At 46.7% G+C, this 12,477-nt stretch carries 12 protein-coding genes; all 12 read right to left on the bottom strand.

Going from position 1 to position 12,477, the window contains the following annotated elements; genetic code table 11:
* Nucleotides 1-41: 41 nt before the first annotated feature.
* Entirely contained in the window at nt 42-1,091 is a 1,050-nt protein-coding gene (gene queA / locus KCTCHS21_RS09655) for a tRNA preQ1(34) S-adenosylmethionine ribosyltransferase-isomerase QueA (RefSeq protein WP_130607173.1), read from the bottom strand.
* Nucleotides 1,092-1,093: 2 nt separating this feature from the next.
* Complete coding sequence (locus KCTCHS21_RS09650) at nt 1,094-3,220, bottom strand: SpoIID/LytB domain-containing protein (protein ID WP_130607171.1); 2,127 nt, start codon at nt 3,218-3,220, stop codon at nt 1,094-1,096.
* On the bottom strand, nt 3,204-3,665 hold the full coding sequence (locus KCTCHS21_RS09645; RefSeq protein ID WP_130607169.1) for a thiol-disulfide oxidoreductase DCC family protein: 462 nt from the start codon (nt 3,663-3,665) through the stop codon (nt 3,204-3,206). Before KCTCHS21_RS09645 ends, KCTCHS21_RS09650 begins: the two co-directional genes overlap by 17 nt.
* On the bottom strand, nt 3,662-4,672 hold the full coding sequence (gene ruvB / locus KCTCHS21_RS09640; protein WP_130607167.1) for a Holliday junction branch migration DNA helicase RuvB: 1,011 nt from the start codon (nt 4,670-4,672) through the stop codon (nt 3,662-3,664). The genes KCTCHS21_RS09645 and ruvB overlap by 4 nt, the downstream gene beginning before the upstream one ends.
* A gap of 32 nt (nt 4,673-4,704) precedes the next feature.
* A complete protein-coding gene (gene ruvA / locus KCTCHS21_RS09635; RefSeq protein WP_130607165.1) occupies nt 4,705-5,325 on the bottom strand; it encodes a Holliday junction branch migration protein RuvA in 621 nt (206 codons plus the stop codon).
* Entirely contained in the window at nt 5,325-5,825 is a 501-nt protein-coding gene (ruvC, locus tag KCTCHS21_RS09630) for a crossover junction endodeoxyribonuclease RuvC (protein ID WP_130607163.1), read from the bottom strand. Before ruvC ends, ruvA begins: the two co-directional genes overlap by 1 nt.
* Before the next feature lie 187 nt (nt 5,826-6,012).
* The gene (locus KCTCHS21_RS09625) at nt 6,013-6,711 is read right to left on the bottom strand and encodes a BofC C-terminal domain-containing protein (protein WP_130607161.1); all 699 of its coding nucleotides are present in this window, start codon (nt 6,709-6,711) and stop codon (nt 6,013-6,015) included.
* 65 nt (nt 6,712-6,776) lie between these two features.
* Nucleotides 6,777-8,495, bottom strand: coding sequence for a LysM peptidoglycan-binding domain-containing protein (locus KCTCHS21_RS09620; RefSeq protein WP_130607159.1), 1,719 nt, complete (start codon nt 8,493-8,495; stop codon nt 6,777-6,779).
* Nucleotides 8,496-8,666: 171 nt separating this feature from the next.
* The gene (gene pheA, locus KCTCHS21_RS09615; protein WP_130607157.1) at nt 8,667-9,545 is read right to left on the bottom strand and encodes a prephenate dehydratase; all 879 of its coding nucleotides are present in this window, start codon (nt 9,543-9,545) and stop codon (nt 8,667-8,669) included.
* Nucleotides 9,542-10,546 (bottom strand): homoserine kinase, encoded by a 1,005-nt coding sequence (gene thrB / locus KCTCHS21_RS09610; protein ID WP_130607156.1) that lies wholly within the window; start codon nt 10,544-10,546, stop codon nt 9,542-9,544. The genes pheA and thrB overlap by 4 nt, the downstream gene beginning before the upstream one ends.
* A 45-nt stretch (nt 10,547-10,591) precedes the next feature.
* On the bottom strand, nt 10,592-11,878 hold the full coding sequence (locus tag KCTCHS21_RS09605) for a homoserine dehydrogenase (protein ID WP_130616430.1): 1,287 nt from the start codon (nt 11,876-11,878) through the stop codon (nt 10,592-10,594).
* Between the two features lie 44 nt (nt 11,879-11,922).
* Complete coding sequence (locus tag KCTCHS21_RS09600) at nt 11,923-12,360, bottom strand: ACT domain-containing protein (protein WP_130607154.1); 438 nt, start codon at nt 12,358-12,360, stop codon at nt 11,923-11,925.
* Nucleotides 12,361-12,477: the final 117 nt, after the last annotated feature.

The following is a 12,477-nucleotide window of genomic DNA, read 5'->3' as shown; positions in this document are numbered from 1 at the left end:
CTCTCTGAGTGACCTATTATTGGTGTGTAGCTGTAAATCCATTATGCGTTAATAAACATCGCATCTCCGAAGCTGAAAAAGCGATATTCGTTTTTAATTGCTTCATGATAGGCGTTTAACACATTTTCCCGTCCTGCAAGTGCACTGACCAGCATGACAAGAGTAGAGCGGGGAAGATGAAAGTTAGTCAAAAGTGCGTTCACCATAAGAAATTTGTAGCCTGGATAGATGAATATGTCCGTCCATCCATTACAAGCTTGAATTGGAGCACCCTTAAACCGTTGACCGATTGTCTCAAGTGTACGAGAGGACGTCGTTCCCACTGCAACAATTCGACCTCCACTGGCTTTAGCATCGTTTAATAGCTTTGCGCTCTCTTCACTCACTGAATACCATTCCGCATGCATCTCATGCTCCTCAATAGAATCTGCGGAGACTGGCCGGAATGTACCTAAACCTACATGCAATGTGATAGGACAAAGCTTAACGCCCTTTAATTGCAAATCATTCAAGAATGACTCAGTGAAATGCAGCCCTGCAGTTGGAGCAGCCGCGGATCCCTCGTTGCGTGAATAAACGGTTTGATATCGTTCGCGATCTGACAAACGTTCTTTAATATAGGGCGGCAGTGGCATCTGGCCGAGCCGTTCCAGCAATTCGTTAAAGATGCCTTCATATTCGAATCGAATTGTACGAGCTCCTAAATCGCCTTCTTCTTCGACAATCGCAGAGAGAAGAGGGGCATCATCTGAGGATGTCCCGAAATTTAGCCTTGCCCCCGCTCGAATTCTCTTACCTGGCTTCACCAATGTTTCCCATCGGTCGCCTTCAATTCTTTTCAGCAGCAATAGCTCAGCTTTAGCACCCGTATCCGCTTTGACTCCGAACAAACGTGCAGGGAGTACTCTCGTGTCGTTCAACACAAGAGTATCCCCAGGCCTTAAGTACTCTGCCAAGTCAGTGAAGGTACGATGTTCCATGTGTCCGCTTATTGAATCAAGTACAAGTAAACGTGATGAAGTTCGTTCCAGCAGCGGAGTCTGAGCAATCAATTGCTCAGGTAATTCAAAATCATAATCGCTAACATTCATGTCTAAGCATCCTTTTCAATCAACACATTCTTATAATAGTATTTCAGGATGTATTGGTAGTCATACCCTTGATCTGCTAAACCCTTTGCACCCCATTGCGACATACCTACACCGTGACCGTACCCTTTACCTGAAATAATAAACCCAGGTGAGGTCGTTGCTGCGCGCAATTGACCGTTTCCGTCCATGATGTAGAGATTACCCTCTGAAATGGCGCGTGTAGCTCCATTACTGCCCATTACTTGAACAGCCCCACTTTGCTTAGGAAGCTCCCGAAGTAATCCAGTCCCATTCATTATTGAATAGCGACCAGTCTCTTCAATGGAAAATAACGTGCTCTTCAAGCCGTTAAGCGCTCCTCGTAAGTTGTCTCCAGACCCAACGTTTACAGCTACTCCATTAGCTTTAATTTCTGTTACCCGCCCAGAAGGACCTCTGCTTGAAACCTCAAGCGTAAGCAAGGGACCAGCAATTGGGGTTTTTGCACGTTTATTTAAGCTAACAAGCAAGTCATTGGGCTTCATTGATGCTTCCACCCAGCTGTAATCCGTATACTCCGGTACTTTATTGAGCTCTATAATAAGCGTTCCATTTCCAACTCGCGCGACCGGTTCAACAGAAGATATGATTTGTGGACGCGAACGGATAGCTGCCCCTTCCGCATTAACCTTAAGATATCTAGCTCCGCTAATATGAACTTGATCGCTGTTGGTGACAAGATCAGAACGAATATACCCCGATTGGCCTGAAGGAAGAGCAACATAATACCAATCCAACAATCCAGCCTGCGGTCCTTCGTCAGGACTCGGTACACTTGTCGCCAAGAAGGAATTGTCACCGCCCCATATTTCCAAGTTATTATCTGCTGTTATGCCACCTGCATTGGCTGAAAATATAGCATTGATAGGTTTACCGTCCATAGTCAATACTTCGCCAGTCGTTTGATTGACGCCTTCAATAGCATTAGGGTTCTCATAAGCGATGCCATAATAAGCCTGACTAAGCGTTGTATCGACTACATTTGCAATTTGGTAGCCTACACCTGAGAAAATCGCATAGGTTCGTGCTGCCACTGCCTGTGCCTTCTGAGCTTCCAAAGGCCATTTTGAGCCTACTTCCGCTCCAACGACTGAGTACAAATATTGCTCATAATTCACTTCGTTGACGACAGCCAACGATTGATTTAACACACTCATTTCCATACTACCACGATATGTCCTTTTACTACGTTCGATAAGCTGAATACCGCCTGTTCCTTCTGGATCTGCTCTAAGAACAGCACCCGCTCCTGAAGGAATAGCATATAACGAAATCGGCTTATTGACTGCTCCGTTATAGGTCAAATCATTTTTTACAAGCACATAGGGCTCGGTTGCACCAGGAACCCTCACATTCAGACCACCTGCTGCCGTTGCCGCTTGCTGTAAGGCTGGGAGCGTTGTCGAATCCTTCTCCTGACCGATTCGCACATAATAGCCCATAGAGCCCTCTCGCGGCTTAAGAGCTACGAATGCATCCAAGCCTGAATTCCCTATCTTATCTGCGGCTGCAGCTGCATCCGCTGCGCTAGCATAGGGGCCTGCCTCTACCGCCCATGGGCCTGCCACACGTGCACTTAATAAGCTTTGTATGCCTGCGGCTACTCCAGCATTGGTCCACTTAGTTTGAGCAGAAGCGGCTCCTGCTGCACTAGAGTATGTTCCTTCTGTAACTTGATAGACCGCTTTGCCTGACTTCCACAGCTGTGTTACAGAAGCAGCAGAGGATGAAGCTTGAATTTTCTTAAGAACTGTATTAGCCGCATTAAAATCAGCTGTCTCCAGAACAAGTGCACGATAGCCATCCATCGCAAATCGAACGCCTTGCCCCGCGGGAACGGAGCCTATTGGTATGCTCACCTGAGGATCACGCCAGACAAGCTTCAAACCTGTCGTAGACTGTAAAGTCGCAAATGAGGTAAGGCTTTGATATTTGCCTGCGCCTAAGTTAATAAAGAACGCAACACGTATATTATCGGGAACCTTTACAGCAGCATGTACCAGAATACGAGTTGAACTGGATACAACTACTGTAAGCAATAGAACGAGTATAATAATTCGGGAATAAGATCGCTTAGCGTCTAGGATCATTCATTTCTCCTCCGTCCTCTTGTGCTCGTTGCGGTATTTCACAAACACCGTCCGAGCAAGCTATCTTACCGAACAATCGATATCGATATCGGGCTACAATGCGATATATTAATCGTATCAATCCGTTGAACCCCGGCAATGCTCCTAGCCGTCCAAGCCAAGATAGAGAAGGAATTTGTCGCATAAGGAAGAGTAAGCCTTCACTCCCGCTAAATCTTCGTCCCTGCTCATCAGTTACGTGCATTTGCGCAGAAAGCTCATCTAGCGTGACATCCTCTATACCTGGCCAAATCTTGACTTGTCCGCTTATTAAAGACTGCAGGGAAACGAAGGTTAATTGCGCACGAATGGGCAAATTCTTTAATTTATCAACTGTTGCTAAACACAGCTTGCACTGCCCGTCATATACAACCGTAAGCTGCGGCTTCAACGACGTTTTCTTCATCCATTAAGCTCCGGAACAGGCAGGCCCAAGTGTCGGTAGGCTGCTGCCGTAACGATTCTACCACGCGGCGTACGTTGCAGAAATCCAATCTGCATGAGATATGGCTCGTAGACATCCTCGATCGTTTGGCTCTCTTCACCGATGGAAGCCGCTATCGTATCTAAACCAACTGGCCTGCCACCATAGTTCTGAATCATGGAACGAAGCATCTTGTGATCGATACTATCAAGACCCATGGGATCGACTTGGATTCTTTCCAACGCATCACCCGCCACGGCATCCGTAATGATTCCATCCCCTCTAACCTGAGCATGATCACGTACTCGCTTCAGCAGTCGGTTAGCGATCCTTGGCGTTCCTCGTGCTCTCCTTGCTATCTCTCTCGATGCTTCTCCAACCATACCTACTCCGAATATTTCTGCTGTTCTCGTAACGATGTATGATAGCTCATCTTCTGTGTAAAATTCCAACCGGCTTACAACCCCGAAGCGATCACGTAAAGGTGCCGAGAGCAAGCCCGCTCTTGTTGTTGCCCCGATTAAAGTAAATTTAGGCAAATCAAGGCGTACCGAACGTGCGCTTGGCCCTTTACCTATTATAAAATCAAGCGCGAAATCCTCCATCGCAGGATAAAGCACTTCCTCAACCGTTCGATGCAGCCGATGAATTTCATCAATGAATAGAACATCGTTTTCTTGAAGATTAGTCAGGATCGCAGCAAGATCACCAGGACGTTCAATAGCAGGACCACTTGTTGTACGGATGTTAACGCCAAGCTCATTCGCGATAATATTGGAAAGCGTTGTTTTCCCCAAGCCTGGTGGACCATACAGCAGAACGTGATCGAGCGGCTCTTTCCGCATTTTAGCAGCTTCTATGTATATCTTTAAGTTGTCCTTTACTTGCGCCTGGCCAATATATTCTGCCAAGTAACGAGGGCGCAGGCTATATTCAACCGCTTGATCCTCCATCATTAAATGCGCGGTAATGATTCGGTCTTCCTCCATGGCTCCCGCCTCCTCTACCGCTAATCAGCTATCTATCCTTGAAACAATTGCTGCAGAGCTTTCTTAATTAGCACATCCGGGGATTCGTCTCCGGTTACCTTGTCTTTAAGAACCAGCCATGCCTTATCTAATTCCACATCACGATAGCCAAGACCAGTTAGCGCTTCACGTGCCGCTGCCCACGCCGAGCTGCTGTCGGATGCTACGCCTGGCATTTCAAGATCTATCATGGACGCAACCGCCCAACGACTATCTAAAGTACCCAGCTTATCTTTCAAATCAAGAATCATTCGTTGTGCAGTTTTCCTACCAATCCCAGGAAGCTTCGTGAGAAAAGCGATATTTTCTTGCTGAATGGCTGCAACTACAGTTTCCGGTCGGCCTCCAACAAGCACTCCAAGCGCAACCTTAGGGCCAATTCCTGATACTTCCAGCAATCTACGGAATAAGGCTTGCTCATCTCTTGTCGTAAAACCGAATAACTGAGTAGCATCCTCGCGAACATGATAATGAATAAATAATTGCACTTGATCTTCGTTCCGAGACAATCCATAAGGGTTAGGTGTAAATACACGATAACCAACATCATGAACATCAAGAACGACGTATTCGCTTTCTATATGAGCAACTTTTCCTCGTAAATAATCGATCATTAGCGTATCACTCCATTCAATCGATCATTTAAGACGATGGAATGCGCATGGCAGATCGCTACAGCGAGCGCATCAGCAACATCGTCCGGCTTAGGTACTACCGATAATTTAAGCAGCATCTTGACCATTTCCTGAACTTGTTTTTTCTCGGCGGCCCCATAACCTACAACGGCTTGTTTCACCTGCATCGGGGTGTATTCCCCAATAGTTAAACCTCGTTGTGCCGCTGCCAGTATGAAAACCCCACGGGCTTGTCCAACACTAAATGCATTCGTTACATTCTTGTTGAAAAACAGCTTCTCGACAGCTACCGTATCCGGTTTATATTGGTCCAATAAGGTACAAGCCGAATCATAAATTTGCTTTAAGCGTAATTCCTGCGGTGTTCCTGCCGCCGTTTCTATACACCCATATTGAACCGGGGTTAATTTGTGCCCCACTTTATCAATAAAACCGAATCCCATGATGGCTATTCCAGGGTCGATTCCCAAAATCCTCATGAATGCGATACCCCGCTTTCAAGCTTTCCATACATACTTCATTTGATTATAACAAATGTTCGCCCCCATGAGAACAGAAGGAGAACACATTAATCTAATTGTAATCAAACAAAACAACAAAAAGAGGCCAGCCAGAAAGCTCTGGTGACCTGAAATTAGATGTGAATTTGTTAGCCTTCATTGCCGTTTACTGACGTGAAGCCTGTGACTTCAAACGGGCAAAATCATTAAAGGTGGATAATACGCTGTTATATTCATCTTTGTCTGCAACCCGAATACCAGTGGTCAGCTCATGCACACGTTCCAGCGGCATGCGGGTTTCGAGCATATTGACATCCAGCTGGAAGAAGGTCCTTAACACTTTTTCACGCCAGGGTGGCCCCTCATATAACGATAGGTTGCCATCCTTGTCCATACCGAAATATGCCGTCTTGCGACATTCCGGTGACAAATCATCTACAGCCTCCTCGATCAATACTTGACCAGAAGGGTTAAATTTTACTTGCCACTCCCAATGTGACTTTAATAGCTCTTCTGCTTCGGCAGCCGTATGTCTCCCTAGCTTACGCGTCTCTTCCCCGCACAAATAGGTTCTGTGTAGGACAAGCTCTACCTGTCCCCCCCATTCTTTAAGGGAACGTATGACTTGTTCACGCTCAGTTTTTGCTGGTTCATCCTTAACATCCAGGTTGTCCACCCATACAGGGACAGTGTCGATCTGTGCAAACATCCCTGATTGATTGTTTGTTATTATTCTATGGGCTAACCAGGTGCCTGCCAGAGTGGCAAGTAGAAAAAACCCGACACCCGCTCCTAGAGACCAGACATGGCGACGTTTCCTCTTTAGCGATTTCTTTATTTCCTTTAATATACGAAAGCGAGACACCGGAATCCCCTTCTCTGCTGTTTTCTTTATTATTCCCTGGGAATTCCGGCGCTATGCGTATTTTATTACCATTTAATCCAAGGCAGGTTTTCCTTCCGTCTTGGTTTGCTTTGCCTTGCTGATGCTGCTAGCTTTGCCTTTGGCTTATTTTGAAGTTGACGTTTCTTTACAGAAGGCGATTGACTGATTAAGTCATCTTCATTCTCGGAGGAACGGTCATTTTCATTCTCATTCTCTCTTAGCGGGCCTAAAGGCGGTAAAGGTGGAATAGGCGGAATTGCTCCGAAATAAGGATCAAATTGTTGACCATAGTTAGCTCCATTTACCGTTGCTAGCCCTTGATTGGCTCCCAAAGGAACATCCCCCATCGGCGCTCCATAATAAGGACTATACTGCATGCCAGGGTAGCTGCCGAATGGATTGACCGATTGCGGTGCATTTCCAAAAGGACCGTTCGCTATCGGGGAAACCCCATATGCGGGAGCTCCATAAGAAAATCGATCTGCAGAATAAGCCATTCCTTGATAGCCATCAGCATAAGGTGCCAACCCCGCATTGGCCTCCGTTGGTACAGAATAGGAAGACGGTCCTCCGCAGTTGCATCCTGACTTTTTCTTCACGCCCGCCACTGGCATCGGATAGGCCGTTCCTTGCCCATATACCTGATTATTGGGCTGACTGTAAGAGTATCCCTGAAGCCCTGGCAAACTGCCAATATGCCCACCAATGTGACCACCTAGAGGGCCAATACCTGGCGGGAGACCATATCCATAGCCGTGTCCATGGCCATAGCCTTCATGGTTGCTCTCCGGGCTAACGACAGGCTGCTGCTGCATTCCATAGCCGTGTCCGTAGCCATGTTCTTCATACGTGCTCTCTGCGCTAACGACAGGCTGCTGTTGCATTCCGTATCCGTAGCCATGTCCTTCATACGTGCTCTCTGGGCTAACAAGAGGCTGCTGCTGCATTCCGTAGCCGTGTCCGTAGCCATGTCCTTCATACGTGCTCTCTGGGCTAACGACAGGCTGCTGCTGCATTCCGTAGCCGTGTCCATAACCATGTCCTTCGTACGTGCTCTCTGGGCTTACGACAGACTGCTGCGTTTCGGAGCTGTAAGGCATTGGTACTTGATAATGTGATCCATGCCCATAAGATGGAGACTGAATAGTTGGAGCCGTCGCACTACCGTAGATCGGCTTTGTTTCGATAATAGGTGTTACGACTACTGGCGGTTGTACAGCGATTGGTGTTACGACTACTGGCGGTTGTACAGCGATTGGTGTCGGAACAGGAGTTGCAGGCGTAACAGCTGTCGGCGTAATCGGCGCCGGGAGTGGCGTGGGGATAGGCTGAATACCCGTATTTGCTTTCGTTCCTGTGCTTGGCTTTAAACCTGTATTTGCTTTTCCATGTGCAGCCCCTTCATGCATTGTGGCAGCAGGAGACACGGCGGTGCCATTCGCTGTTTTTGGAATATTGACGACTTCTCCCGTCAATAAAGCATTAGGATTTTTAAGTTGTGGATTGGCTTTAATTAAATCCACAAGCTGGATTCCCCAAGCTTTAGAAAGCTTCCACAAAGTATCTCCCTGCTGCACGATATGATGATGAATGACTTCAAGTGCAGGCTTTGACTGTGAAGGAACCTTCACCTTCATCCCGACATCAATAACGTCGGGGTTGCTAATTTCCGGGTTTGCCTTAATGATATCTTCCAATGATACATTGTATTTCTTAGCAATCGAATACAGCGAATCTCCTTGCTTAACCATATGGATCTTCACGCCGTTCCCTCCTGATGAATTGACTTAGTTCACGAGCGGGCGGAAGCCCTCGCGCAATCTTTACATCCTATGCAGGAGATGGGCATTTGACATCCTTTATAATAAAAATCCGACAGCCATAGAGCCATGTCGGATTTTGATAATTAGATATAAGCTTGTCTTAGCCTAACGTTATTTCCCGAGGAAAGGAAAGCTAGGGTATGATCCCAGCAGTCTAACCTGACAGCCAATGGCTTCAATTTCGGCAATAGCAGCAGGCAGCAGTACAGTATCCATCGATAATTCGATGTCGATATAGAAGTAATAGTTGCCTAGCTTCTTCTTCGTGGGCCTCGACTCGATCTTAGATAAATTAATTCGGCGCCAAGAGAATGCAGATAACACTTGATGAAGCGCACCCGGATAATCCTCTGGCAGCGTAATCAAGATGCTTGTCTTCTGAAGTGGAGCACCCTGCAGCTCGTACGGAGTATTCCCTACCAGCAAGAAACGAGTGAAATTATTGTCATGGTCCGTTACACCTGTTTCAAGCACATCTAGCTCGAGAAAAGCTGCCGCCGATTGGGTCCCCAGCGCAGCCCAGCCTTGACCAGGATTATTCTTGACCGTCCTTACAGCCTCAGTCGTGCTGCTAAGGGTTTCTAGCTCGGCATGTGGAATCCTAGCACGTATAAACTGAAGACATTGTGCCATCGCAACCGGGTGGCTCATGATCTTCGTAATTTTACTCGGATCCCACTGTCCATCGTCTGCCGACAATTCGCTTGCAGATCCAATCAAATTTTGAATAGACGGAAATACCCATTCTGCACGAATCGGCAAATCCACTTCATGGACGAGCCAATCTATGTGTAAGCTCACTGAGCCGTCAATCGTATTCTCAATCGGAATGACACTCCAATCCGTAAGGCCGCGGGCAGTCGATTGGAATACATCTGCAATCATTTTACAATATACAAAATCTACATCTTCATTGCGGAACATGTACCGTACTGCTTCGTCAGATACCGTTCCTTGGGGCAATAATGCGACGGATTTGCGTTGGCTCATGCGCCCACCTCTGCTTCTGCTGATCTTAATAATTGACCCGGCTCCAGCTTGTAGTCAGCATCATTCTCGTCTACAAGCCTAACTATTGGTCCGTGTAGACAAGGCTCTAACCAGCGGGTTGTTATCGTAATTCCTTCATTGTCCATAACCTTCTTAACAAATGCCTCTATTATCCTTTTATCGGAATTCTCAGAGTCAGCAAGAAGCAGCAGTGTAGGTCCCGCACCGGAAAGTACAGCTCCAAGAGCCCCGTTTTCTGTTGCTTCGTGCAAAATCTTCTCCATTCCCGGGATAAGCGACGCACGATAAGGCTGATGCAACCGATCCCTCATCGCGTGGCCAAGCAAGTCTAGCCGACCTGTTGCCAAAGCCGCTGTCAACAGCGAGCTATGAGTAACGTTAAATACAGCATCCTTCATCGAAATTTGCTCCGGCAGAACATTTCGCGCTTTTTTCGTCGAAAGCTCAAATTCAGGGATTGCTACTAGTACATCCAACAATGCAGGCGGTTCGATCCGGATATACTCGGCTCTTAATCCATCCCAAGCCGCCACTACAATTCCTCCGAAGAGAGAGGCTCCCACATTATCTGGATGCTTTTCTAGTGCAGTAGCCATTTGGAATAGCTCATCATCGGTAAGAGCTTGACCAATCAAGGTATTCGCAGCGACAAGTGCTCCAACGATAGCAGAGGCACTGCTTCCCAGTCCCCTTGTTAAGGGAATATCACTCCGAATGCCGATGTCCAGCTCAGGAAGCTCTATTCCAGCCTTGTTAAAGACAGCTTGAGCGACTTCATACACTAAATTCGTTTTATCCTCTGCCACGCCTTGTAGATTGTCTCCTACCAAAGTAATTCGGGTTTTCTCAGCAGGCGCCATACTAACCCAAGCAAATAAGGATAATGCCATTCCAAGTGAATCAAACCCCGGGCCTAAATTGGCTGTACTTGAAGGAACCTTAACGACGACACGTCCGGATTTAATATTTGCATTACGCATAACAAAGCTCCTTTAATGCTATAGTCACGAAATAATCAAATAAGATTAGCCTTCAACCCGATATACACTTTTAATTTTACGTACTGCAGCTAAGCCTTCAAAAGCCTTCAGCACGTTATTCATAGCTGCTTTGCTTGCTTCATGCGTAATAATAATAATTTCTGTACTCGATTTATGAGGAGTGGTAGGCTGCATAACGGATTCAATGCTGACATCGCAGTCTGAAAATACTTGTGCGATTTGAGCTAGAACGCCTGCCCGATCTTCTACATGAAGTAACAAGAAAAATTTCGAAGCAATTTGCTCATCCGTCTTAAGCTTCACCACATTATAAGAAAGCTGTGCCTGACGCCCATTAACACCAAGCTTCATATTTTTAACTACCGCAACAATATCAGCTACAACAGAGGTTGCCGTTGGCATTTCTCCTGCCCCTGGCCCGTAGAACATCGTTTCCCCAACTGCTTCTCCATGCACGTACACTGCATTGAATACGCCATTGACCGATGCAATAGGGTGAGTCTGCTTAATCATTGTAGGTTGGACGCTAACACTTATGAAATCGTCTTGGCGTTCGGCAATACCAAGCAGCTTCACCTCATACCCAAGACGTTTGGCATATTGAATGTCTTCTTGAGTAACGTTGCTTATCCCCTTCGTGCTCACATTGTCCAAAGATACATTTGCTCTAAAACCAAGCGTCGACAAAATCGTCATTTTGCGAGCAGCATCTAGACCTTCAACATCGGATGTCGGATCGGACTCCGCGTAGCCGAGCTCCTGAGCTTCCTTCAGCACATCGGAGTATGCAGCGCCTTCTTGAGTCATTTTAGTCAAAATATAGTTTGTCGTTCCATTAACAATACCCATAATTTTCGTAATACGGTCGGAAGAAAAGCCTTCAATTAACGTACGAATGATGGGAATACCGCCTGCAACACTAGCTTCGTACAGAACGTCACAGCCCTTTTCACGAGCTTTTGCCAGAATCTCAGGGCCATGCAAAGCCATCAAATCTTTGTTTGCTGTTACGATATGCTTGCCCCGCTCCAGCGCTTCCAGAATATATTCTTTAGTTTGAGTTATTCCACCCATAACTTCAACAATGACGTCAATTTCCGGATTTCGCACGATGTCCCACGGATCTTCAGTTAGCTTAGAGGCATCCACGGGAATATTACGGCTCTTCGTGCGATCCTTTACTAAAATTTGCGCTATTGAAATAGACGAGCCCACCTGGTTCGATAGATCCTCCTGATGGCCCTCCACGATTCTAACAACCCCTGTACCTACAGTACCTAATCCAAGTAATCCTACTTTTACTGGCTTCATCATATTCCTCCGCTCCCAGCTGCCACCATACGATTTGAATTTATTTAACTGCGGCCTACTACGGTAACCCGCTTAACGCCATCTAAAGAACGAAGTTTATCCAGAAGCTCCGGTAAAGCTCCATTGATGAGAGAAGTGTCGATTGAAACAACGACATTCGCCATCCCTTGAAGCGGAATGGACTGGGATATCGTCAGTACGTTTCCTTCGCTGACCGCTAACATTCCAAGAACCTTGGACAATACACCTGAGCGGTGCTCAAGATCCATCGATATAGTAGCGATCGTTTCCCGCGATGCCTGCTCAAGCATGTAGACACCGTCTTTATATTTATAGAAGGCGCTGCGGCTTAAGCCAACTCGCTCCGCGGCTTCGTTAACCGTTGCCGCTTCACCTCTTCTCAGAAGCTCTTTGGCTTGCTCCGTCTTGAGTATGCCTTCCGGCAACAAATCCTCTCGGACGACATAATAACGTTCAGCCATTTTACGTCCTCCCAGGAAAGACGATTGTTTGTGTATAGTGGACATTATATCAAAATAGGCGGACAAGCGGCAATAGGCAATTAACGCTTTACTGTCTCTATAGCACAAAAAAGGATT

The organism is Cohnella abietis (assembly GCF_004295585.1).
GTDB lineage: Bacteria > Bacillota > Bacilli > Paenibacillales > Paenibacillaceae > Cohnella > Cohnella abietis.
This window is presented reverse-complemented; position numbering and strand designations above follow the sequence as displayed.

Bases quoted from the DNA above. Each gene is read 5' to 3' on its own strand.
- queA (WP_130607173.1), bottom strand. From the start codon at position 1,091: ATGAATGTTAGCGATTATGATTTTGAATTACCTGAGCAATTGATTGCT.
- KCTCHS21_RS09650 (WP_130607171.1), bottom strand. From the start codon at position 3,220: ATGATCCTAGACGCTAAGCGATCTTATTCCCGAATTATTATACTCGTT.
- KCTCHS21_RS09645 (WP_130607169.1), bottom strand. From the start codon at position 3,665: ATGAAGAAAACGTCGTTGAAGCCGCAGCTTACGGTTGTATATGACGGG.
- ruvB (WP_130607167.1), bottom strand. From the start codon at position 4,672: ATGGAGGAAGACCGAATCATTACCGCGCATTTAATGATGGAGGATCAA.
- ruvA (WP_130607165.1), bottom strand. From the start codon at position 5,325: ATGATCGATTATTTACGAGGAAAAGTTGCTCATATAGAAAGCGAATAC.
- ruvC (WP_130607163.1), bottom strand. From the start codon at position 5,825: ATGAGGATTTTGGGAATCGACCCTGGAATAGCCATCATGGGATTCGGT.
- pheA (WP_130607157.1), bottom strand. From the start codon at position 9,545: ATGAGCCAACGCAAATCCGTCGCATTATTGCCCCAAGGAACGGTATCT.
- thrB (WP_130607156.1), bottom strand. From the start codon at position 10,546: ATGCGTAATGCAAATATTAAATCCGGACGTGTCGTCGTTAAGGTTCCT.
- KCTCHS21_RS09605 (WP_130616430.1), bottom strand. From the start codon at position 11,878: ATGAAGCCAGTAAAAGTAGGATTACTTGGATTAGGTACTGTAGGTACA.
- KCTCHS21_RS09600 (WP_130607154.1), bottom strand. From the start codon at position 12,360: ATGGCTGAACGTTATTATGTCGTCCGAGAGGATTTGTTGCCGGAAGGC.